Here is a 21,738-nt window from a genome sequence, read left to right as displayed (position 1 = left end):
AACAACAATGCCATTATAACTAAAAAATGAGATAAAAGATAGTAAGCAAATGCGGAAAGGCGAACGCTTGCCTCATAATCTGGAAAGCCCTATAATTATTAGGAAGAAGACCTTTCAATGGTCAATCCATTTATGAGAAAGAGAAGCCCATGTCGATTTTATTGATTATCGCCTTGCTCGTGGGTGCCGTTGTTGCGGCTAACATTGTTCAACCCTTTGTCAAGCGTATTCCAGAAGCACTGATTTTAATTGTAATCGGTGCCCTTTTTTCCATCCTACCAACCTTTCACGGCTTTCAAATCAATTCCGAGTTCTTTTTATTCTTGATTATTGCTCCCATCATGTTTCAAGAGGGACAAAGCCACCCTTACAATACCATCCGCAAACACGCCAAGACCATTATCCAACTGTCAGTCGTATTGGCGCTTTTTACGATGGTCTTAGTTGCCTTAGTCAACGCCAACTTCCCCACTAAGTGGCCATTGGCCTTAACGATTGCTTTGGCAGCGATCGTTGTCCCAACGGATGCCGTGGCCGTTAAGTCAATGACCAAGGGCCTAACCATGCCTAAGGGATTAAATAAGTCACTTGAACTAGAGTCGCTTTTTAATGATGCAACCGGAATTGTTTTACTGGACCTAGCCCTTTCATTCTTTACTAAGGGGTCTTTGTCACCGATGACAGGTATCGGCTATTTTCTTTTTGTATCCTTAGGAGGCCTGTTAGTTGGCGCTATCCTTTCTTTATTAGTAGTTGGGTTACGGATGTATTTAAACTTCCACGCAACTTCTGCTCAGGCAACAACCATTCCCTTAAACCTCTTAACTCCCTTTGTTATTTATATTGTCGCTGAGCACCTTGGCACTTCCGGTATTTTAGCCGTCGTTGCGGCCGGCTTAGTGCATAACTGGGAACATTCAAAACTGCAGCTCATCGCCACCGAAAGTCAAATCGTGACCGCTACCATTTGGCAGACCACAACAACCGTTTTGAACGGGATCGTCTTTGTAATTTTAGGTCTAGCACTACCAGCCATTTTCAAAACGATGACCCACTTTGGCTGGATCGGCTCACTGATTTTGCTTGCCCTGGCTGCAGCCATCTACCTGGCGATGTTTTTAGGTCGCTTTCTTTGGGTGACACTCCAAAGTGATCAAAACCTAACCGAGTTCTTTGGTAAAAAACATACAAAAAACCGTCGAATTCGCGCCCGTCTCTTTGGCCTTTCTGGCGTCCACGGGGCCGTTACCTTGGCCTTGGCAATGTCATTACCAACCAAAATCAATGGTCGCCCCCTGCCTTTCTTAGATGAAATTCAAATTGTGGCCACCCTCGTGATTTTGCTTTCCCTTGCTGTTGCCAGCGTGTCTCTGCCCCTTTTGCTGAAACCAGAAACGGCAGAGTTTAGCCCGGAGGATCTCGATCGCGTCCGCAAGCAAATGATTGACACGGCCATTATTGCTGTCGAACAGTCCTCAGCAAAACACGCCATTAAAAAAGCGCTCAGTCAAACCTTGCAAACGCAAAAGTTTACCAATGGTCGTCGATTGGCTCAAGCTGATTTTACGACGGCCGTCCTGCCACTCATGAACGCTGTCTTCGATGAATTGAACGACTATTTGGATTCCGATCACGTTCAACAGAACTTTGCTGAGAACACGATTGCCATCTATTCTAAGATTATTCAACGTGGCCTGATTAACCCAGCTACCAAGCGGCATCCATTGATGCACTTGGTCCGTAAACTCCGACGGTTGCAAGGGGAACTCCGGTTCCACATAAAGACTCGTACCTTTACCCGTAAACAACGTGCTCGTTATCAGCAAGAGCACCTTAAAGCACGTCCCAAACAGCAACGAATGATGGCTAATTTCCGTGATAACCGTCACGCTGTTTGGGCCTTAAACGCTGATACCCAAAGTTATGCTGACCAGCTGCTCGCCAAGCACTTGGCAGAACAAATGATTGCTGGCCAAGAAACCGGCAATATCGACCAGGTCAGGACCCTCTTAGATCGCTTCTTTGATTTGGTTGCGCATGATTATCAACACGTTAATGTCACAGTGCCTGCCGAAGCTTACATTCACGCATTCGGACATGAATACCGTTTTGTCACTAGCGAATTGGAGAAAAAAGCAATTTCACCAGCCCTTGGTGACCAACTTTATCACGAAATTAATCAAGCCCAGACTCTCCAATTGATGGACTTCACTGCTAATTAAGACTAAGCATCGCACATAAAAAACCAGGTACTTTGCAATAAAGCAAAACGCCTGGTTTTTTTATTCTTCTAATTGCCCTACTTGGCCCTTAGCGCAATTTTTCGTAAATTGGTAGCAGCGTCTTTAGGGCATGAATCAAGGTCTCTGTTAGCTTCTCCTGGCCCATTAATGGCGAATCAGCCGGTACCTTCAAGCCAACCAAAATCTCAGCCGCCTTAACCTTTTCATAGCGATCCACCGCATTCGAATAGCTGGCCAATTCCTGATTTTCATTTACCATATGGTTTAATGATAGGCAATACTCTCTTGGTAGCTGAGTCACTTGGTCCACCACCGTCCGCAGCTTTGGCAAAATGTTAGCCAAATCCTTGGGCTTCATATTTTCCTCAACGGCCAGGTAAAGATACAAGTTATCCGCCCACAAACCCAACTCGAAATGGGGCATCATCTTATAGCCCCGCTTATTCGGGGCAAAGGCCACCCAGGTATTATCTGGTGCATTGGTCTTACGCATTTTATGCTTGGCGACGTGTGCATACCACTCCTGACCATCTTCTTTTAAAATTGGTAATGCCAAATCGGCAAAGTCCTCGAACTTCGGATCAATAATTGCGCGAATTTTATCCATCCGTCCATCCAAAGTTGGATCGGCAAAAACAAGAAAATCCTGTTGGTTAAACATTTTCTTTCTCCTTCTCCTGATCGTCCTTACTAAAGAACGGGAATTCCGTTAACCATGTCATTAGAATAAAGCCCACGACCAAAATCGTTGCCAAAAGGTCCAACCAAATCAAGAAAACAGCAATCGACGCCAAGGACTGGTATACACCGGATCGATGGAACTGGATATCAGCAAACCAAACAAAAACGCGGTTTAAGAGCATTAATAACGATAGATCAATCAATGTCCCCACTATCACTGCTAAAAAGGACGGACGGGCAGCCTTTACCGGTAAGCGGTAGTTTACCCAAATCAAAAAAATCCACAAGCCAATAATGACCAGCCAGCGAGTTGGTGAGGCAATCACAATCCCGGTCCAATGGTTAATCAGCAATGCCGTAATATTCCCAATCAAAATGATGGCGGCAACGGTTACCAACATGACGATTAACCATAGAAAGGCCCAAAGTCTTGAAAGAATTGGTAACCCCACTTCTTCCTTATCAGCAATTTTGTTGAAGGTACTGCGCAAAACGGCCAAAACTTGTGATAGCGACCAAGCAATAAAAATTAGTGAAAAAGAAAGATAAGATTTTGTATTAGTATGGGCAACCGAATTCACAATTGGTGTTAAAAAGTTAGCAATCGAAGAAGGCAACATCTGTGCCAAAACAACCACTACATGCTCTGTTTTCAAATTCAATGCCGCAATTGTCAACACGAACATGATCAACAGTGGAATCAGTGTCAAAACCACATAGTAGGCAAAAGTTGGCCCAACTAACGTTAACTGTGCACGAGTAAAATAAGTCACCAGAGCATCAGCCCGAAAACGGTGGTCCAGATAAGCCCAGATTTTTTTAAAACGTTTTTTCATAAATCCTATTATGCCATAATTACAAGCAAAAAGACCTCACAGTTTGAGGTCTTTTTAAGTTGAAAAAAGCTAATTTTAAAGTTAAACAGATGGAATTTGACCCAAAGCAGTCTGGGCTGCCAAGTTTAAGACAGACCATTGACGGTCATAACCAGGCTGGAAGAAGAAGTCGGCTTCGGCCAAGTCTTCCAAGGTCATCTTGCCCTTAATTGCTAAGGCAATCGTGTTCGCATGGGCGGTAACTTCGGCCTTTGACAAGACCTGGCCACCCAAAATCGCATGCGTCTTAGGGTTGAAAATCAGCTTAACACTAATTTCTGGGTTCCCTTCCTTGACGAATTCAGGTCGGATGGTCGCTTCATACAATGAGGAAGCAATTTCTAAGTTCATCTTAGCGGCATTATTGGCGTTCACACCGGTTGTTGCCAGGTTGTAATCAAAGACTGGCAAAGCGGATGAACCATTAACACCAGCAAATGAACGAGCAGGCTTATCCATCGTCATCGTTTCGATTACATAGCGTGCTTCGCGACGAGCAGTTGAAGCCAAAGCAATCGGTGCTGGCTGGCCAGCTGGAGCAAAGAGTGGCAAGATTGCATCACCAATCGCGTAGACATCCTCGGCAGAAGTTCGCAAGTATGGATCCGTCTTAATCCAACCACGTTGGTCTAAGTCGATTGTTCCTTGCAAGTACTTCGTATTTGGCTTCACCCCAGCCGCAACAATTGCCAAATCAGCATCAAACACTTGACCGGCATCGTCCTTGACCTTGGCCAACGTACCATCGCCCTCAAAAGCAGCAACCGTATGACCGAGGTGCAAGTTCACTCCATTCTTTTCCAATTCAACCCGGACCTTTTCAGCTAATTCAGCATCAAGGTAATTCCCCAATGGGCGGTCAATCAAGTCAATGACTGTGACCTGCTTGCCTGCCTTCGCAAAGACTTCAGCAGCTTCGATTCCAATGTAACCAGTTCCAACGACAACAACGGAAGAAACAGCATCATCGTGCAACTTATCGTAAATCTTAGTTGCCCAATCACGACCACGCATCAGATAAACATTATCCAAATCAGCACCAGGTACTGGGATTGTCGCTGGCATTACACCAGAAGACAAAATCAACTTATCATATGAGTCTTCCAAAACTTCACCGGTCGCCCAGTTCTTAACGGTTACCTTCTTAGCATCCGTATCAATCCCAGTCACTTCATGTTGCGTCAAAACTTTGCCACCAAACTTTTCCAAATCAGCCGGCTTAAAGTTGCGAACATCATCACGGTTTGTCACCTTGTCTTCTAAGAATAATTCCATTCCACAAGACATAAAGGACACAAAGTCGCCTGCTTCATAAACAGTAACTTGTGCATCTGGGTACCTAGTTAAAGCTTCATGTGCGGCTTCATGACCACCATGAGAGGCACCAACAACAACAACTTTCATTTTCATCCTCCGTTAAAATAACATCAATTTGCTATAACAAAACTTCACATACATTATAAAATTTTTTCAGCGTGAAGCCAAGACTTTTTTAAAAAATTTCAGTTAGACCATTTTTAGGACCCCTTGTTTTAAAATAGCTGACCAATGCTAAAGTGAATCACAATCGTTAAAAGCCCAATCCAAATATTTCTGATAATCGCTCGTTTCACCATTCCCTTCGATAAGAGAGCCGAAATAAGACCGGTCAAAGAAACCGCCATTACCGTTGCCAAAATTGCTGCAATATATTGATACTTCATTGGTGATAAGAGTAACGCCAGCAATGGTAAGGCACCACCAAGAGCTGCCGAGAATGTTGAAGCAAAAGAGGCCTCAATTGGTGAAACGTAATGACCAAGGGTCATATCATATTTAACGGATAAAATCGTTTCTAATGGTTTTTGTGCTAACAATTCAATCGCAATGGCCTTGGCTGTTACGGTTGTCACACCCCGGTCTTCATAATAGGCTTGAACTATTGTCAACTGTTCATCAAAGTCTTCTTTTAGCGCCACACGTTCACGATCAACGGCAACCCGCTCACTATCAGACTGCGAGGAAACGGCTGCAAACTCACCCGATCCCATTGATAAGGCACAGGCCAGTAAGTCCGACAAGGCGGCAATGACGATGACCAGCCGGTTGGTTGTCGCTGCCGCAACTGAGAAAACAACCCCAACAACGGTTAAGATGCCGTCGTTTGAACCGAGGATTCCGGCTCGAATCGCATTTAGCCGCTCTTCCATGGTTTGACCGTTCTTTTTTTTCTCAAAACGATCAGTAACTCTACTGCAAACATTTTTCATCTTTTTCTCCTCCATTAGCGAAAGAGTGAACCGATTGCTAACGTCACAGCCATCGTTAATATTCCCGCGACAAGGTTCCTTAGGGCGCCTCGCATGCGGTTAGCACCATTAATCACGGCAGCTAAATAACCCGTAATTAATAATGCCACTAAGACTGCTAAAAAGGTCGCTGCAATCCGCCACTCTGGTTTTGCTAAGCCCATCAATGTCATTGGAAAGGCTGCTCCGGTTGGGAAGGCGAAAAAAGAGACGATAGCAGCACCACCCGCAGAAACCTTGGAATTTAACGAAAAACCAAAGCGTTCACGCACCATTGTTTCTAAAGGATCCTTTGCCATCATTTCTTTTGTCGCCTGCAAAGCCATCTGAGCTGAAATGCCATCAGCTTGATACTTGTCTTTGACAAAATTAAATTCTTTGTCGTAATCTTGGTCTAAAACCTTCGATTCTTCTTTTCGAGCCCGATCCTGAGCATCCCTGGACGATTCAACCGAGACATACTCCCCCATCGCCATCGAGACCATACCGGCTAGCGTTCCGGCAAAACCAGATAGCATTACGGCCGTTAAGCTCTGGCCCGCACCGGCAACACCAATAATGATCCCGGCAACCGATAAAATCCCATCATTGCCTCCCATGACGCCCGCACGAACCAAGTTGTTTTGGGCCATTAATGATTTCTTTTTCATTCTCAATAATCCTCCTTAATTAAGAATGGTTCTAATATAGTTTATCAGCTCCGTTTTCGTTTGTCAAGCATATCTATCAGTTCAAATAAGTATCTTTTCTAAGTCATTAATGTCCACTTTATTCTTATTTATATAATTAGTTAAGAATAATTCTGGCAAATAACTACAAATTTTAAAATATTTGACAAGAAGTCTTTGAATTGTTCTAAGCACATGTTATAATCGTAATGTATTCGATACATTAGGAGGGGAAAATATGCTTGATCAGCTGAAATCCGTTTTACAAGAACACAAACTTAAGGCAACTAATCAACGGTTGACCTTACTAGAGTACATGATGAGTCACGATACCCACCCTACGGCGGAAATGATTCATAATGATTTACCAGATATTTCTCTAGCAACTGTTTATAATACTTTAGAGAAATTTGTTAATGCTAAATTAGTCGTCGTGATTGAGGGAATTTCAGATGGTAAGCGTCACTATGATGCCGCTTCTCATCCCCATTATCACGTCATTAATACGCAGACTAACGAGATTATCGATGCAGCTAACTTTGACCCTGCGCCCTTGATCAAGGCTGCCCAAGCTGCAACCGGTTTAAAAATTACTGAGTATCGAATTGACTTGTATGGCGTCAAACCAAATGTAAACGACTAATTAACAATTGCAACACAAAAAACCAGTACTGAAAAATTTCAGTACTGGTTTTTTTGATGCCGCTTGTCTTTTAAGTCATTTTAACTTGGCTTATTCATGACAGTATCCCAGAAGGCATTAATAATTTCCTTTGAGATACGACCATTCGTTCCATCCAGATAGGAATTCAATCCTGGAATAGCCAAAGACATAGCAAATGGTTGACCAGGAACATAAGCCACCATTGATTCAGTATAAGTTGAATGACCATTGGTCGTTGTTTCAGCAGTTCCGGTCTTAGCATAGACCTCTGGCGACAAGCCGTGCAAACTAGAGCCCGTGTTATGCGGATCCGAACCGTTGGCCACTCGGTACATTCCATTCTTAATGACGTTCCACTGGTCAGTCGTCAAAGAAACTTGACCTTGAAGTTGTGGCTGCGCCGTCCAAACGGTCTTTTGGTTCTTACCCGAAACATCACTTTGCAAGACCGAGCCAACCAAGTGTGGCTGAACTAAGTAGCCACCATTGGCGATGACCGAAACGTAACGGGCCAATTGCATTGTCGTGTAGGAATCGTACTGCCCGAATGATTCGTACAAATATTTTCCAATATTAGCACCACTTGTCGGTCCACGATAACCGGCTGTTTCGCCATCAATATCAATCCCAGTCTTTGTCCCTAAGCCAAACTGTGCCAAACCATTGCGCAACGTTTGGAAAGCATCCGAACGAAGCTTCAACTGTTCACCGGGAGAATAAGTCTGGCCACCAATTTTCATTCCTAATTGAACGAAATAGGTGTTCGAAGACCGCTCCAAGGCCATTGGTGCATCAACGGCAACCGGACTACCGCCCTGGTTCCAGTACGAAGTAATGTTTGGCGTTCCTTGAATCTTAATTGCCTGATCATACATCGTATTGTTTGTTGGTGTGACCACACCCTTTTGGAAACCAGTGGCTAGAATGGCTGGCTTCACAACAGACCCCATGACGATGGCAGCATTAATGTTTCCTAACGGATTAGCCGTCTTCGTTCCAGTTTTACTATCACGACTAACCCCACCCATGGCATAAATTGCGCCAGTATAGGGATTAATAACAGTCGCATAAGCCCCCTGCACATCACCACCAGGTAAATTATCTTCCAAAATTTGTTGTACTTTCTTTTGAAAGGCAGAGTTAATCGTCAACTTCAAAGAGTCACCAGCCTGCCCCTCGTACTTAATATCAGAACTCTTGACACCATTCATCGTCGAAATGACCGTTTGCGACGGTGAGCCCTTCAATAACGATTCATACTGCTTCTCAAGAGCAAAGCTACCAACTGGTTCATTTTGTGAATAACCCTGTGCCAATAGTATGTGCAACCTGTCTTCCGGCAAACCAGTCGATTCATTGGTTACCGTACCAACCATTGGTTCGAAATCATTACCTTCAGGATAATCACGAGAGAAAGACTCACCAATCTTGATACCAGGCATATCGGACAACCGTTCGCCAATTTCAGCCTGAGCCTTATCAGAAACACCTGATTCTTGGATATAAGTTGTCGATAGCGCATAGGCTCCTGACATCTTTTGGAAAATCATTGCCTGATTGGCATCAATATCCTTGTCCAGATTATGATTCATCACGTACTGAGCTTGGTAAGTACTTAATTGAGTAGACGACCAACTATCAGCAGTCTTCCCATATTGCTTTTGTAACTTCGTTTGAATCTTTGTCGCTTGTGTTGGGTTTGTCGCGAGGTAGTAATCAGCCTTCGCCCGGTCACTTAAACGACTAGTATCGATTGAAATATACTTTGATAGCGTCTTGGCAATCTTAGCAATCTGGGTCGAAGTCGTTAATTTACCTCTCGTATAGGTAATAGCTGCCTCGGGTTTATTGCCGGTAATGACTTTTCCGGTACTATCATATATCAGGCCACGCTGAGCACTGCCTAATTCAACTGTTTCATCAGACTTGCTCACCTCTGTTTCAAAGGCTGGCCCCTGTTTGATTGTCAAAAAGGCCAATTGAATAATCAATGCCAATGTTAAAGCAATGACGACGCCTAAAAGTAACTTTAGCCGGGACGGCAAGTTTGCTCGAGCATCATTTTTATCACGGTCTTCAAGGTAAGGATTGCGCTTCATTTGAATTCTTTCCATTTATGTTCATTATGATTCTCTCTACTTTACCATAAAAAGCGAATTTATCGCTAAATTTCAACCGAATTTTGTTATTCTAGAGGCATGAATAATTACAGACAAATCGCTCAAAAATACCTTTTTTCTCCAGTCACACTTTCTTTTCTGATTCCAGTTATTTTAATGACTGCTTATTTTGCTGGTCGCGGGATGACCCCCTTTGGTTCATCAACCATTTTAACGGTTGATTTAGGCCAGCAATACCTGGATTACTTTATTCAGTTTAAGCATACACTTCTATCTGACCCATCTGCCTTTTTTTATTCCTTTTCATCCGGAATTGGTGGTGACATGGTTGGTGAGTGGTCTTATTATTTAATGTCACCATTTAACCTACTCTTCTTACTCGCCTCAACGAAGACCATGCCGATTTGGATTCTAGTCGTTACCGTTTTAAAAATTGGTTTGGCCGGCTTTTCCATGGCGCTTTTAATTAAGAAGATGAATTGGTTATCGGGCTACTGGATTCTAATTTTCGCCATTAATTACCCGCTCTCAGCCTGGTTTATCGCTAACGATTTAAACTTGCTGTGGCTGGATACCGCTGCCATTTTCCCTTTGCTGATTCTTTCATTGGAACGACTTCTGGCTCACCATGGTTCTGGAGCCTTTTTAGCAATGTTGGTGGCAACGATTATCACCAACTATTACATCGCTTGGATGGTGGGGCTCTTCTTATTTCTTTACGTGCCCTTTCGCCTCCTTGATAGTCAAAACAAAAATCGGCTAAAAATCATTTTCACATTGGTAAAATCAGGACTCTTAAGCATTTTGTTAACCGCTTGGCTCTGGCTACCAACCTATGCCCAACTAAAGATGGGGAAAACGACCCACAATTCCACCTGGTTATTCAAATTTGATAATAACCCGCTCTTATTATTTCTGAAGTTAATGCCCGGGTCCTTTGATTTTGATCAAATGCAAACCGGTCAAGCTAATTTTTTAGTAGCACCATTAATTTTAATTGCCCTCTGGGCCTTTTTTGCTAGCAAGAAGGTTTTACTTCGCGAGAAATTGATGGCTGGCCTCATCTTAGTGATTTTAATTTTGGCAACGACCTTTGCGCCATTGATCTTACTTTTCCATGGCGGACAGTACCCCGTTTGGTATCCAGCTCGGTTCTCTTTTTTAATTTCTTTCTTTTTAATTGTCTTAGCTGCCAAGGGTTTTCAACCAACTTGGCAGCCCGGCCTGCTCGCCCGTACTTTTTACCTTGTGGCTGTTTTAGCGCTGACAATTTGGGGCTCTAGCCAGTTGCTGAAAGTTTCTTACCTAGATAAAAACGCCCTTCTCGGCTTTCTCTGCGGTTATCTTTTAACAATCCTAATTTTAATTGTGCTAGACGACGATAAGCAAGTGAAGATGTTACTTCTATTGATTGTGACCACGGGTTACCTGATTTTCAATGCCGGTAAAACGTTAAACAATCTTTCCTATCTAACAAAGGCCACCTATGAGGCTGGTGTCACTCGACTCACAGCGGTTTCCAAGGCAGCCACTCAACACGATAATTCTTGGTATCGCATTAGCCAGGGCCTCAGTCGGACGAATAACGATGGCTTTTCGGCTAATTTTAAGGCCGGCAGCCATTTTTCATCCCTGCTCCCTGCCACTACAGGTAAGTTTTACCAAAACATCGGCCAAATCGAAGGCGATTCAAAAATTTCCTATGTTAATGGAACGACCATCACAGATTCCCTGCTAGCCTTTAAATACTTTATCAAAACAACTGGCCACCTAAATACTAGTGCTGCTTATTTGAAGCAAAGCAATCGGCCCGACTACGATCAACAAAAAACCGTTGCCAGTGGCAAGAATTGGGCGCTAAAAGAGAATCCAACAGCTCTCAGCCTCGCCTATGCAGCTTCAAATCAAGCCTTGACTACCCCACTATCCCTACGTTATCCCCTAGTCAACCAAGCCAACCTCCTCGCCAATCTTGCCGGTCAATCAAAGCAGCAATTACTATACCGAGAGCCTTTCCGAGTACTCAAAACTGAAAACCTAACAACGACAGCAGATTTGACCGGTGGGACAATTCAAAAGGTCAATAAAGATCAGAAAGCCGTCTTAACCTTAGCTTACACACCAACAACTAATGATTCTTACTATCTTAATATTGGTGGTGCAATCAACCTCGATTCAGTCGACCTCCGACTAAATGGTGAACTTCTGACCCAGTCAAGTTCATATGACCATACTGTGGCCTTGAATCTCAATACCCACAAGCAGGGCCAGACTCAAATCTTAACGATTACCTTAAATGCTGGCGCCGATTCGCGTTACCTTGACGACTTTGCCATCTACTACTTCGATCAGCAAGCCGTTAACCAGGATCTAGCAAAACTAAAGCAGCACTCACTGACCATTAAAAAAGCCAACTCACGCAAAATTAGTGGTACGATTGTCACAACAGCCGACCAGCCCTTAATTATGACTAGTATTCCAGCTGCCTCGGGTTGGCAGGCCAAGGTTGATGGCAAGGTGGTCAAAACAAAGACGGTGCTCCAAGGTCTGATTGCGATCCCAACAAGCCCTGGTAAACATCGTTTGACCTTAAGCTATACACCACCGCTGCTAGTTCCCGGTCTCTTTTTATCAATCCTAACAGCCCTCTTAATCGCTGCCGCTGCATCCTTTAAAAAGAATCGACGAGAAACCTTGCGCCGAGGCTAGGACCGTGATATATTCAACGTGCTGTATTTTTTGTGCTACATGGCACTGAAAGGAAGAGAACCATGGCGGAAGAAAAAAAATTCCCAATGACGGCCGCAGGTCGTGACAAATTGCAAGCGGAGCTTGACGACTTAATCACCAAGCAACGTCCAGAAATTACTAACCGCATTCAAATCGCACGTTCCTACGGCGACTTGTCTGAAAACTCTGAATACCAATCAGCGAAGGACGAACAAGCCTTTGTTGAAGGACGGATTGTTACTGTTCGCAAGATGATTGAAAACGCTGAAATCATTTCAGCTGACAACTCTGACAGCGATGAAGTAACGTTGGGTAAGGAAGTAACCTTCAAGGAACTGCCAGATGAAGATCCCGAAACCTATACCATCGTTGGTTCTGTTGAAGCAGACCCAATGGCTGGTAAAATTTCAAATGAATCACCAATGGCTGCTGCCTTGCTTGGCAAGCATAAGGGCGACACTGTCAAGGTGCCGTTACCTAACAACGTTGAAATTCAAGTTGAAATCTTGTCTGTTAAGGCAAAGCAAGACTAAGTCAAAAAACCACTCAAAGCAAATTGAGTGGTTTTTTCTAATATTAAGGTAAAATCAGCAAAGTAAAAGGCAGGCCCTTCCCTTCTTGGAAGCACCTGCCTTTTTGATTTATATTATGTTGCTGATGGTAATCAATTAATGAATTATGAAAAGGAGTGAATGTTACCAATCAAGATGGCACCAACCAACACCAAAAGCGTTCCGGCAATGATAAACTTCATTTGAGTAGAAGTCTTCTTTTCATGCAGGATGTAGATACCGCCAAAGGTACCAACTACGATACTCAACTGTGACAAAGCAGTGGCAATTGTTTGACCAACGGCTGGGTTAGCAGATGAAACGAACATGAAGATATTTCCAAAGGCCCAAACCAAACCAGTTAACAAGTTCTTCCAAGTTGGCTTTGAGAACATTTGCTTTCCTTCGCGGAAAACAAAGAGCACGATAATCAGTGAACCAATAACCTGACCAATGGCCTGAGGACCAACGATCGCCGTCATATAATTCAAGCCATGGCCAGCAGACTTAATATCTTCTGAGATATAACCAATCTTTGACAAAAAGTTAGGCAAAACGAAGTAAAGCATGAAGCCCGCAGTTGACATGACTAAGTAGAAGATTCCCTTAGCATCGATTTTTGAAGGCGTTGCTGCAGTCTTATCTGGCTTTGAAATAAAGGTCGCACCAGTCACAACTAGGGCAATCGAGATAACCCCGACAATCCACATAGCTGCGTTCTCCCACTCGCCCAAGAGAGTGGCAGCCAACAAGGCGTTCATGATAATTTGTCCGGCTGTTGACAAAGGCATTCCTAATGAAACACCCATTTCTTTGAAGAGCAAAAACTGGAAAACCATTCCCATGGCCCAAACCAATCCTGATAAAATACCAACAACCCAAATTTCAGAACCAAGGTAGAAGCCATGTGGCAATACAAAACCGAAGAGTGTCAGCATTCCGAAAATCAATGCTCCGATTGACATTCCAAAAGTTTGTTGTGAGGCTGATCCGCCCATCTTTGTTGATACAAGCCCAACTGAACCCCAGAATAGAGCTGGGAGCAAGGCAATTAAAATTGCAAAGTTCATAATGTTTAAGTTCCTTTCACTTATCTTACAAGCTATATTCTACACGAATGTAAACGGTTACACAACTTTTTTTACAAAAAAATTTCAAAAAATAATAAAAAGCCTGACAAAGCAGGCTTTCAAAGGTTAATTTTTATCGTACTGAGCTAAGTTCCAATTTTCAATAATTTGGATAATCAGCTTTGGATAACTAGGGTCTGTAGCATAACCATCAGTTGACAATGCTTGAGCAGCATCCTTGTAATTTTTAGCGGCCAAAACATCAGCAAATTGGTTAGCATTCCAAGTATTGCCATTGGCGATTGTCTTAGCGTGCGCTTTCATCGAATCTTGATAAGAATCATAAACTGCAAAGCGAGCATTCTTCGTCACCGTTTGACCGTTTTCAACTTCTTGAGTCTGCAAAACGACTGATTTACCAGCCGTAGTATCATCCGTCTTCACACCATAATAATTATTATACTTTGATGACAACGCAGAATCGTCCCAGTTTGATTCATGGATGGCCTGAGCGATTGAAATTGATGCCAAGATCCCATACTGGGATTGCAGATTCTGGCTGTATGGCGCAATCTTTTTAATAAAGGCTAAACGACGATCAAATTCTTTCTTACCACCATTTTCTGCCAGTAAAATAGCAGTTGATGCTGGAATTTTATTGGCCTTCAACTGGGCATAGTACGGCTTTAAGGTCTTATTCGTCTGTTTCAACATGGTCATGACCAAGTCTTTAGCCGACTTTTCTTTCTTGAAACGATAGATTCCTGGGTAAACGAAATCATACAAAGTTTGGTCGCTCTTGGCGTTTAAGAATAACTGTGGATATTCCTTCTTAGCCTGCGCCATCAAATCACTATCACTATAGGCAGCCAATAAATCAGACTTTGATACACCAGCGGCATCAGCAATCGTTTGTGCTGTCTGATCTGCTGTCTTCGTATTTGAAATAAAGGTATAGTCAGAAGACAAGACCGGTTCAGCTCCAGAACCCTCTGTTAATTCTTGATAAATCTCAGCGATATCTTGAACCTGTGACAACGGATAAGTGCCACCCGCAATATTCTTAGCCCCATACTTATTTGCATAACTAACAAAGTAGTGACTGTTGCGGATAATCCCCTCTTTTTGTAACTGGGCACCGATTTGCTTGACGCTCGCCTTATCCTTGACTGTCACCATTGTTACCGTGGTGTCATTTGGATTCTTAGCCTGATATCCTTGGCGATTGAACCAGAAGACCCCACCTGCTGCCAATAGCAAAACGAATAGGATCATGATAATTCGGAACCGCCAACTATGTTTTTTTGTTTTCTTTGACGATTGCCGACGTTTTTCAAATTCCATTTGTAATGTTTCCAATCTTCAATCTTATTTCGCCTGGTCAACTCGATTTGTACGGGAATTTAACCAGTAACTCTTAGTATACTCCCCTTGCTAAGAAAATATAATAAAAAACATAATGAGTGCGATAACGCTGTACTCATTATGTTTTCTTTTGGCTAAGTCATTATACAATTAGGCCATCAATTCTTGCACATCACGAGCAATCATCAACTCTTCATCAGTTGGCACAACCAGTGTCTTAATCTTTGCATCGGCAGCTGAAACATCAGCCTCTTCACGGCAACCAGTGTTCTTATCCTGGTCAATCTTAATACCAAAGTACCCTAGACGGTCAACAATTTCTTCTCGAACCCAATCAGCATTTTCACCAATTCCGGCAGTAAAGACCAGGGCATCAGCACCACCCATTTCAGCAATGTACTGACCAATGTAGCGAACAACACGGTCAACAAAGATTTTAATGGCCAAGTCAGCCTGTTCATTATCCTTACGAGCAGCCAAAAGGTCACGCATGTCACTTGAGACCTGTGAAATCCCTTGCAACCCTGACTTTTTGTTCAAAATGGTCAACATTTCTTCATTTGACAAGTTTTCCTTGGTTTGAATAAAGTTCACCAAAGAAGCGTCCACATCACCTGAACGAGTCGCCATCGTCACGCCTGCCAATGGTGTGAAGCCCATTGATGTATCAAATGACTTACCACCCTTAACAGCCGTGATTGAAGCGCCGGCCCCAAGGTGCAAGGTAATCAACTTCAAGTCCTTCAAATCCTTACCTAAGATATCAGCAGCGCGGCCAGCAACGTAGCGGTGTGAAGTTCCATGAGCACCATACTTACGTGCACCATACTTTTCATAGTATTCATAAGGCAATGAATAAAGGTAGTTGACCTTTGGCATTGTCTGATGGAAAGAAGTATCAAAGACGGCAACAGAAGTTGCGTTTGGCAATAACTTTTGGAAGGCACGAATTCCCAATGCATTTGCTGGGTTGTGCAATGGTGCATAATCAGCCAATTCATCAATTTTAGCTAAGACATCATCGTTAACCAAAACAGACTTATCAAAGTATTCACCACCAGCAACAACGCGATGACCAACACCAACGATTTCGTTAAAGTCTTGAATAATATCCAACTCTGATAACTTTTCAAGCATCAAGTTAATGGCAACTTGGTGGTCCTTGATGGCAGTAACAGTCTTAAACTTAGCCTTGTCACCAGATACCTCAACGTCATCATTTTTAGCCGCTTGATCATTGGCTGCAAACTTGATCGTTACAATGGCGTCATCCATTCCAATTCGTTCAATTAACCCTTGGGCGATTACTTGCTCTTGTGGCATCTCTAAGAGCTGAAACTTCAATGAAGAACTACCGGCATTCACTGCCATAATCTTTGCCATGAAAAAAATCCACCTATCTTTATTTTTTAATTCATTTCTAACTTACTTTAGTTTACCCCAGGCTCGGATATCTTGCAAAAATTCTTGCAAGGCCTTTTGGTCCTTAACAGAGGGATACTGTCCCATCAAAACTTCTTGCTTTGGCAGCGCATTTTTCTTCCGCAAAACCAAGAAAGCTTTCGCCTGTTCCTGATTTTGAAAATACTCAGCTGGCAGTGTTAAAAAGGCCTTTAATTGAGCCTTTTTTGAGAATAATTTCAAGATAGACTCATGCCGTGACCCTGTTAATAAATCATTTGGCACAATGAGATAAATCCAGCCATCATCCTTCACTAAGTCTAATGATTTTTCAATCATCAAATAGTGAGCATAAGATTTCCCATCTTGTTCCGAAAAGGCTGTGACAAAACTTTCCGGCGCCGCTTGCGGGTAGTAACCGATTGGTAAGTCACCAATTACAACATCAGCTGGTGCGATTTTCTCTTTTGCCAAGCTAATAACATCCCCAAAAAGCAGTGTTGGATCTTCTTGCAGTGCGGTCGCTAATTCACTGGCCAAAGCAAGCTGACTCTCATCGTTATCAATGCCGGTTGAGTCGGTAGCCGAAAGGCCATGGCGACTAAAGCTTTCAACGATTGTCCATAGCAGGTTGCCGGTGCCAACGACCATGTCCGTGATACTCGTTTGTTCATTAGGGTTAGCTGTTTGGTAAATCAGCTCGCCCAAGAGATAACCAATCCCATCTGGGGTTAACTGAAGGTTAGCTGGTAACTTATCCTCTCGATCAGCTTTCAGAACCAAAAGTTGCAAGATGTTCCGTCGGTCGCTAAAAGGCAAGCTTGTCCAGTCAACTTCATCTAACGACTGTAATGCCTTTTTAGAATCAGCAGCTAATTGGTCATGGTCGGAGCTAAGAATTTCTTTTTTATTCAGCCTCTCTAAAGCCATTACAAGGGCTACTCGATTGGTAGTTTTTTCTTGATCTTTCACCGTCATGACGGCTCGATCAATTTTTTCAAAATATGCAGGAATTTGTCGATTTATCATGGTCTTATTCTAGCCCTTTTTGCTGGTCTAGACAAGGCTAAGGGGTTAAAAGTGGCCGATAGTAATCCTGATTTTTCGAAGTAATTTTAATCTGCCTTTTCTCCGGCTCAATTACCCAAGAATCACCCTGAATTTGGCCAAATTGTTGGTTATCTTGGCAAAACAATCGTGATGCTTCAATTTGTTTCGTATCGATAGTCGTTATTTTCAGCAGCAATAATTGCGTATGCAGCTTTTGGTGAAAAATTTTTGTTTGTAAAAAAAACATCAAGCCAATGAGTGTCAATGTCAAAATGGTGGGTAACAATAAGTAAGCCGGCTGACGGTTTCGATGCTGGCGTTGTCGGTTATTGACCATCTTTTCCCTCTCTACTTACAATAGTCTGCTTGGTCTTGGGTAAAAAGAGGATTCCGCTCGCTTTCTTGTGTCCCTGAGACAAAACAGTCAAACGCTGGTAGGTTCCAAAATTTTCAACCCGTAAATCGTCAATTCCTCGTAATAAAAATACGCGACCGTTATGTGGCCCATCCAAAACTAAATAATTCTTGAAAACTCTCAACGTTACCGGCTTACCACTAGTTTTCCTCAAATGAATTTCACGAGTTTGAACTTGATCCAATTGATAGTGTTGCCGACCTAACTGGGTTAAAGCTGCCTGAACATCAGTCGATAAATCTTGTGTCTGCCCCTTCTTCCTTTGTGGCAAAATGACCATTAACGCTTCAAAGACCATTGCGGCCACCGCCAGGGCCATGATTGCTTCTACCATAGTAAAGCTACTTTGGTTATTTTTACTGGCAATGACCGTCATGATTGCCCTCTTCCTTCCGTTTTTGTCTTTGGTCAACAAAAGATTGCCATCTCTCTAATGCTTTTCTTTTTTCTTGATTGGCCACCTGATTTTGCAAAATTAATTCCTGCTGCTTTTGCTGATAATTGTGCAATGTTTCTAGTTCAAAAACGACGACACCTGTCATTAACGTCAGTGCCATGATTCCCTCAACGAGGACAAACCCTGACGATTTGCTAAACTTTCTCAAAACGATAGGTACCACCTCCAAATTGAAAAATAAGACGCCAGGTTACTTGCCCCTGAGACCAGGAAATATGACCTGGGGCCACATAGCCACTGGGCTTAATCACGACTTTTGTTGTTTGACCAATTTTGCTGTTGTCTGGATAAAAAAGCACTTCTTGACCAATCACCAAGCGGTCTGATTGAAAATTGAGAACACTTTCAATCTCTTGTGCTTGTGCTAATAGACGGGCTCGTTGAAAATAGGCAGCAAATTGCTGTTGAAAATCTTCAAAACTCTGCTGATTTTGCTTCGGTCGTAAGGCCAACCCAAGTCCGAGCAAAAGTGATACCAGACTTAGGGCAATCACGGATTCGACCAAGGTAAACGATTTAAATTTTAGCTTCATGACCTGCAATTACAATTTTCAGTGCCTTAACTTTTTCAAGCTGTTCCTTGGTCAGGTAGTTTTCCTTTGCTAAATCAGCCATTGTGACCTGTTTCTTTTCTGGGTGGTCATTAACGTACAAATCAACCTGTGTCTGTACAGTAGCGACCATTGCCTTTGCATGAGTTTGCTGCGCCTTATCGCGTTGTTGCGTTAAGTTTGGCAAAATCAGCAACATCAACAGACCGATAATAAAGAGCACAACCGTCGCTTCAATCAACGTGAATCCTTTTTGTTTCGTTAGTACTCGTCGGTTTTTAGCACGAATTGCAGCATAGCAAGCCTTTGATTGACTAATTTTACGATGGTCCCGTTTCAGCCAAAAGCGTTTATAGGGTTGACAAATAGTCTTTGGGTTACAAGCATGAATGGGCCGTACTTGATTAAACGGAAAGTTTTGATAGCGACAGCCATTTCGCGGTCTTCCTGAAAACCGAGATTGTCCCCCAATTCGAGTTTGTGCGTGCTTAGCAAGGTCCAGTGTGTGCGTCATAGCGACATTCCTCCTAAATTTTTATACAGCGGTAATAGCATTGCGAGGTATAACAAAACAATAGTTAGCCCAATCAGGGCAAAAAAGAGCGGCTGAATTAGACCCAATAATTGACTAGTTTGGCGATCAAACCGTTGAAATTCGCTCTTAGCATAATAAGTCAAGTAGGTACCAAGTATCGGTCCAGTAAACCCTCTGTCTAAATAAGTTGCTAGTGACTTTTTCAAATAGCCCTGCTCATTAATCCAGCTTTGCAAAGTCTGGCCACTCTGCACGGCTTCTTGGGCCCGTTTAGCAATGGCCACAACTAAGCCATTTTTCTTAGTGGCTAAAGCAGCAAAACGGTCAATCACATTTGGCAACGTGTGTCCTGCTAACAACAAAATCCCAAGATGCTCCGCTAACAAATAAGTTAAGAGTGTCTGCACGAGTGTCCCTAAAAAGGGCACTCGAGTGAAAACTTGGATTCGTTGCAGTGGTGATAAATGCTTCAGCCAAAAAAGCAGGACAACCATCATGGCTAAAAAAAACACAAAGAAAAAGACTAAAACATGCAAAGAAAAGAGAGCAGGATTGCTGCCTGTGCCCTGGCTTCCCTCTTGCCCAGCCGACAAGGCATGAAAAATCGGATAAAGATACGTCTCCATCCCCACCACCAGGGATAGCAAAAAGACCAATAAAATCACCGGATAAGTTAAAATTTGACGGAGCCTTTGCTTATAGCGCAACACATGATCAAAGTTGCTCGCTAACGCTATCAGCGTTTGGTCAAAATTACCATGCGACTGCCCCAAATCAAGATAAATTCCAATCGAAGGAGTTAAAACCATTCCCAAACTAGTAGCTAATGGATGACCATGTTCCAACTGGCCTCGGATGGTCAATAGCCGTTTCTGCCAGCTTGGATGTGCACTCGCTAAAACATCGAGACTCAGTGATAAGGCATAACCAGATGCCGTCAACTCCCCAAGTTCGGCTAAGAAAAGAACTTGGTCACTTTCGGCAAAGCGATTTTTTCGTTTTCTACGCATCGATTAAACCTCCTGATTTTCTTGTTGATAGCGCTTTAAATTTTCTGCATAGGAGAGATGACGAATCACTTCACCTGCCCTCCAATTAACCACCCCGCAAACAACACCTAACTGACCATCTAATCCCGGGAGCAAACGCTGATAAATCGTTTTGACCAAGGCTTGATTCAGTAATTGATGGTCAAGACCGAGGTTTAACAAACGATCGAAAACAGCAAGCTCCGAATTAGCATGCAGAGTGCTTAAAACCAAATGACCGGCTAAGGCCGCTTGCAGGGCAGCCTGAGCAGTTTTAGCATCACGAATCTCACCAATCACCAATAAGTCCGGCCGATGGCGCAAAGCCACCTTAATTAAGGATTGGTAATCGATCCCAGCCTGTTCGTTAACTTGTAATTGCAAAAAGGCTGGCTGATAAATTTCAACTGGATCTTCGACTGTTAAAACGACTTTCCCTGGTGACCAAGCTGCCAACAAACGATAAAGGGTACTGGTTTTGCCTGATCCAGTGGGGCCGGCGACCAGATAGAGACCCGCAGTGATTTTTTCAGCTACTAAATCTTCAAATACAGCTGGGTCAAACCAGCGATTTTGCGCTAGATTAGGATAAATTAGCCGTAAAACGGCACTCTCTTGTCCCAAAAAGTCGCCAACGGTTGAGACACGGACAAAGCCCCGGCCAAAATCAAAACGGCCCAATTGTGGACGTCGACTTTCAGCCAAATTTAAACCTGCCCGGTACTTAATCACGGCCAAAACCCGTTTCCCAAAGTCCGCTTGCATCACTGCGAGGGTTCTGACTACGCCCAGAATTTGCCCACGAACCTGATAATCATTGCCCTCTGCTGGTAAAAAATAAAAATCAGCTACCTTTTTCGTCTGTCCCCAGGTTAAAACGGCTTGAATCCAATCCGCGGGGTCTGCCCGTTCATGTTCTGGCCAATTGGCCATTTTCTTGATCATGGTGTCCTCCCTTCGTTGCTAGTGAATAAGACGACCAGTTCAGTAAAAAATTGCTCAACCAAAAAAGCTGTTGACGTGGCCAATTTTCCATCATTCCTTGT

General features: G+C 43.2%; 21 protein-coding genes. 4 read left to right on the top strand and 17 right to left on the bottom strand.

The genetic code is table 11. The features are described 5' to 3' along the window. Nucleotides 1–149 precede the first annotated feature (149 nt). Nucleotides 150–2,222 carry a cation:proton antiporter gene (locus tag ACSYSR_RS05230; protein WP_489815922.1) on the top strand — a complete coding sequence of 691 codons (2,073 nt, stop codon included), beginning with the start codon at nucleotides 150–152 and terminating at the stop codon, nucleotides 2,220–2,222. Between the two features lie 88 nt (nucleotides 2,223–2,310). On the opposite strand, the gene ACSYSR_RS05225 is transcribed toward ACSYSR_RS05230, so the two are convergent. The 5 genes from ACSYSR_RS05225 to ACSYSR_RS05205 form a co-directional block, all read right to left on the bottom strand. Beyond that, entirely contained in the window at nucleotides 2,311–2,904 is a 594-nt protein-coding gene (locus ACSYSR_RS05225; RefSeq protein ID WP_252773611.1) for a DUF1054 family protein, read from the bottom strand. Next, complete coding sequence (locus ACSYSR_RS05220; protein WP_252773610.1) at nucleotides 2,897–3,760, bottom strand: YihY/virulence factor BrkB family protein; 864 nt, start codon at nucleotides 3,758–3,760, stop codon at nucleotides 2,897–2,899. The genes ACSYSR_RS05225 and ACSYSR_RS05220 overlap by 8 nt, the downstream gene beginning before the upstream one ends. Nucleotides 3,761–3,841: 81 nt before the next feature. After that, nucleotides 3,842–5,209, bottom strand: coding sequence for an FAD-dependent oxidoreductase (locus tag ACSYSR_RS05215; RefSeq protein WP_420842361.1), 1,368 nt, complete (start codon nucleotides 5,207–5,209; stop codon nucleotides 3,842–3,844). 122 nt (nucleotides 5,210–5,331) lie between these two features. Beyond that, entirely contained in the window at nucleotides 5,332–6,048 is a 717-nt protein-coding gene (locus ACSYSR_RS05210) for a VIT1/CCC1 transporter family protein (RefSeq protein WP_252773608.1), read from the bottom strand. Between the two features lie 14 nt (nucleotides 6,049–6,062). After that, nucleotides 6,063–6,737, bottom strand: a complete 675-nt coding sequence (locus ACSYSR_RS05205; RefSeq protein ID WP_252773607.1) for a VIT1/CCC1 transporter family protein — start codon at nucleotides 6,735–6,737, stop codon at nucleotides 6,063–6,065. A 256-nt stretch (nucleotides 6,738–6,993) separates the two neighbouring features. Between ACSYSR_RS05205 and ACSYSR_RS05200 the strand changes: the two genes are divergently transcribed. Next, entirely contained in the window at nucleotides 6,994–7,398 is a 405-nt protein-coding gene (locus ACSYSR_RS05200) for a Fur family transcriptional regulator (protein WP_252773606.1), read from the top strand. An 80-nt stretch (nucleotides 7,399–7,478) separates the two neighbouring features. Here the strand turns inward: ACSYSR_RS05200 and ACSYSR_RS05195 are convergent, their stop codons facing one another. Beyond that, nucleotides 7,479–9,518 carry a peptidoglycan D,D-transpeptidase FtsI family protein gene (locus ACSYSR_RS05195; protein WP_489816527.1) on the bottom strand — a complete coding sequence of 680 codons (2,040 nt, stop codon included), beginning with the start codon at nucleotides 9,516–9,518 and terminating at the stop codon, nucleotides 7,479–7,481. Between the two features lie 99 nt (nucleotides 9,519–9,617). Between ACSYSR_RS05195 and ACSYSR_RS05190 the strand changes: the two genes are divergently transcribed. After that, on the top strand, nucleotides 9,618–12,248 hold the full coding sequence (locus ACSYSR_RS05190; RefSeq protein WP_489815923.1) for a YfhO family protein: 2,631 nt from the start codon (nucleotides 9,618–9,620) through the stop codon (nucleotides 12,246–12,248). Nucleotides 12,249–12,310: 62 nt separating this feature from the next. After that, the gene (gene greA, locus ACSYSR_RS05185) at nucleotides 12,311–12,802 is read left to right on the top strand and encodes a transcription elongation factor GreA (RefSeq protein ID WP_252773603.1); all 492 of its coding nucleotides are present in this window, start codon (nucleotides 12,311–12,313) and stop codon (nucleotides 12,800–12,802) included. Nucleotides 12,803–12,945: 143 nt separating this feature from the next. Here the strand turns inward: greA and ACSYSR_RS05180 are convergent, their stop codons facing one another. The 11 genes from ACSYSR_RS05180 to ACSYSR_RS05130 all read right to left on the bottom strand — a co-directional run bounded on the left by ACSYSR_RS05180 (nucleotide 12,946) and on the right by ACSYSR_RS05130 (nucleotide 21,637). Then, entirely contained in the window at nucleotides 12,946–13,890 is a 945-nt protein-coding gene (locus ACSYSR_RS05180) for a GRP family sugar transporter (protein WP_252773602.1), read from the bottom strand. A gap of 126 nt (nucleotides 13,891–14,016) precedes the next feature. Then, nucleotides 14,017–15,234 carry a glycoside hydrolase family 73 protein gene (locus ACSYSR_RS05175; protein WP_252773601.1) on the bottom strand — a complete coding sequence of 406 codons (1,218 nt, stop codon included), beginning with the start codon at nucleotides 15,232–15,234 and terminating at the stop codon, nucleotides 14,017–14,019. Nucleotides 15,235–15,405: 171 nt separating this feature from the next. Next, on the bottom strand, nucleotides 15,406–16,638 hold the full coding sequence (locus ACSYSR_RS05170; protein ID WP_489815924.1) for an acetate/propionate family kinase: 1,233 nt from the start codon (nucleotides 16,636–16,638) through the stop codon (nucleotides 15,406–15,408). A 42-nt stretch (nucleotides 16,639–16,680) separates the two neighbouring features. After that, nucleotides 16,681–17,685, bottom strand: coding sequence for a class I SAM-dependent methyltransferase (locus tag ACSYSR_RS05165; RefSeq protein WP_489815925.1), 1,005 nt, complete (start codon nucleotides 17,683–17,685; stop codon nucleotides 16,681–16,683). 37 nt (nucleotides 17,686–17,722) lie between these two features. After that, nucleotides 17,723–18,043, bottom strand: a complete 321-nt coding sequence (locus tag ACSYSR_RS05160; RefSeq protein WP_252773598.1) for a hypothetical protein — start codon at nucleotides 18,041–18,043, stop codon at nucleotides 17,723–17,725. Next, nucleotides 18,033–18,497: a hypothetical protein gene (locus tag ACSYSR_RS05155; RefSeq protein WP_252773597.1), complete on the bottom strand. Its 465-nt coding sequence runs from the start codon at nucleotides 18,495–18,497 to the stop codon at nucleotides 18,033–18,035. The genes ACSYSR_RS05160 and ACSYSR_RS05155 overlap by 11 nt, the downstream gene beginning before the upstream one ends. After that, nucleotides 18,478–18,678, bottom strand: a complete 201-nt coding sequence (locus ACSYSR_RS05150) for a hypothetical protein (RefSeq protein ID WP_489815926.1) — start codon at nucleotides 18,676–18,678, stop codon at nucleotides 18,478–18,480. Before ACSYSR_RS05150 ends, ACSYSR_RS05155 begins: the two co-directional genes overlap by 20 nt. Before the next feature lie 34 nt (nucleotides 18,679–18,712). After that, a complete protein-coding gene (locus tag ACSYSR_RS05145; protein WP_252773595.1) occupies nucleotides 18,713–19,111 on the bottom strand; it encodes a hypothetical protein in 399 nt (132 codons plus the stop codon). After that, a complete protein-coding gene (gene comGC / locus ACSYSR_RS05140; RefSeq protein WP_252774427.1) occupies nucleotides 19,095–19,418 on the bottom strand; it encodes a competence type IV pilus major pilin ComGC in 324 nt (107 codons plus the stop codon). The genes ACSYSR_RS05145 and comGC overlap by 17 nt, the downstream gene beginning before the upstream one ends. A gap of 221 nt (nucleotides 19,419–19,639) precedes the next feature. Continuing rightward, the gene (locus ACSYSR_RS05135) at nucleotides 19,640–20,674 is read right to left on the bottom strand and encodes a type II secretion system F family protein (RefSeq protein WP_489815927.1); all 1,035 of its coding nucleotides are present in this window, start codon (nucleotides 20,672–20,674) and stop codon (nucleotides 19,640–19,642) included. Between the two features lie 3 nt (nucleotides 20,675–20,677). Further along, complete coding sequence (locus ACSYSR_RS05130; RefSeq protein WP_489815928.1) at nucleotides 20,678–21,637, bottom strand: ATPase, T2SS/T4P/T4SS family; 960 nt, start codon at nucleotides 21,635–21,637, stop codon at nucleotides 20,678–20,680. Nucleotides 21,638–21,738 lie beyond the last annotated feature (101 nt).

It is taken from the genome of Fructobacillus sp. ESL1096, from assembly GCF_058511985.1.
The sequence above is the reverse complement of the archived record's forward strand: the minus strand, read 5'-3'. Positions and strand labels throughout refer to the sequence as shown.

What these genes read in the sequence shown, in the direction of transcription:
- ACSYSR_RS05205 (WP_252773607.1), bottom strand. Translation starts at nt 6,737, where the DNA reads ATGAAAAAGAAATCATTAATGGCCCAAAACAACTTGGTTCGTGCGGGC.
- ACSYSR_RS05230 (WP_489815922.1), top strand. Translation starts at nt 150, where the DNA reads ATGTCGATTTTATTGATTATCGCCTTGCTCGTGGGTGCCGTTGTTGCG.
- ACSYSR_RS05170 (WP_489815924.1), bottom strand. Translation starts at nt 16,638, where the DNA reads ATGGCAAAGATTATGGCAGTGAATGCCGGTAGTTCTTCATTGAAGTTT.
- ACSYSR_RS05180 (WP_252773602.1), bottom strand. Translation starts at nt 13,890, where the DNA reads ATGAACTTTGCAATTTTAATTGCCTTGCTCCCAGCTCTATTCTGGGGT.
- ACSYSR_RS05215 (WP_420842361.1), bottom strand. Translation starts at nt 5,209, where the DNA reads ATGAAAATGAAAGTTGTTGTTGTTGGTGCCTCTCATGGTGGTCATGAA.
- ACSYSR_RS05200 (WP_252773606.1), top strand. Translation starts at nt 6,994, where the DNA reads ATGCTTGATCAGCTGAAATCCGTTTTACAAGAACACAAACTTAAGGCA.
- ACSYSR_RS05195 (WP_489816527.1), bottom strand. Translation starts at nt 9,518, where the DNA reads ATGAAGCGCAATCCTTACCTTGAAGACCGTGATAAAAATGATGCTCGA.
- ACSYSR_RS05155 (WP_252773597.1), bottom strand. Translation starts at nt 18,497, where the DNA reads ATGACGGTCATTGCCAGTAAAAATAACCAAAGTAGCTTTACTATGGTA.
- ACSYSR_RS05190 (WP_489815923.1), top strand. Translation starts at nt 9,618, where the DNA reads ATGAATAATTACAGACAAATCGCTCAAAAATACCTTTTTTCTCCAGTC.
- ACSYSR_RS05145 (WP_252773595.1), bottom strand. Translation starts at nt 19,111, where the DNA reads ATGAAGCTAAAATTTAAATCGTTTACCTTGGTCGAATCCGTGATTGCC.
- ACSYSR_RS05210 (WP_252773608.1), bottom strand. Translation starts at nt 6,048, where the DNA reads ATGAAAAATGTTTGCAGTAGAGTTACTGATCGTTTTGAGAAAAAAAAG.
- ACSYSR_RS05225 (WP_252773611.1), bottom strand. Translation starts at nt 2,904, where the DNA reads ATGTTTAACCAACAGGATTTTCTTGTTTTTGCCGATCCAACTTTGGAT.
- ACSYSR_RS05175 (WP_252773601.1), bottom strand. Translation starts at nt 15,234, where the DNA reads ATGGAATTTGAAAAACGTCGGCAATCGTCAAAGAAAACAAAAAAACAT.
- greA (WP_252773603.1), top strand. Translation starts at nt 12,311, where the DNA reads ATGGCGGAAGAAAAAAAATTCCCAATGACGGCCGCAGGTCGTGACAAA.
- ACSYSR_RS05150 (WP_489815926.1), bottom strand. Translation starts at nt 18,678, where the DNA reads ATGGCACTGACGTTAATGACAGGTGTCGTCGTTTTTGAACTAGAAACA.
- ACSYSR_RS05135 (WP_489815927.1), bottom strand. Translation starts at nt 20,674, where the DNA reads ATGCGTAGAAAACGAAAAAATCGCTTTGCCGAAAGTGACCAAGTTCTT.
- ACSYSR_RS05160 (WP_252773598.1), bottom strand. Translation starts at nt 18,043, where the DNA reads ATGGTCAATAACCGACAACGCCAGCATCGAAACCGTCAGCCGGCTTAC.
- ACSYSR_RS05165 (WP_489815925.1), bottom strand. Translation starts at nt 17,685, where the DNA reads ATGATAAATCGACAAATTCCTGCATATTTTGAAAAAATTGATCGAGCC.
- ACSYSR_RS05220 (WP_252773610.1), bottom strand. Translation starts at nt 3,760, where the DNA reads ATGAAAAAACGTTTTAAAAAAATCTGGGCTTATCTGGACCACCGTTTT.
- ACSYSR_RS05130 (WP_489815928.1), bottom strand. Translation starts at nt 21,637, where the DNA reads ATGATCAAGAAAATGGCCAATTGGCCAGAACATGAACGGGCAGACCCC.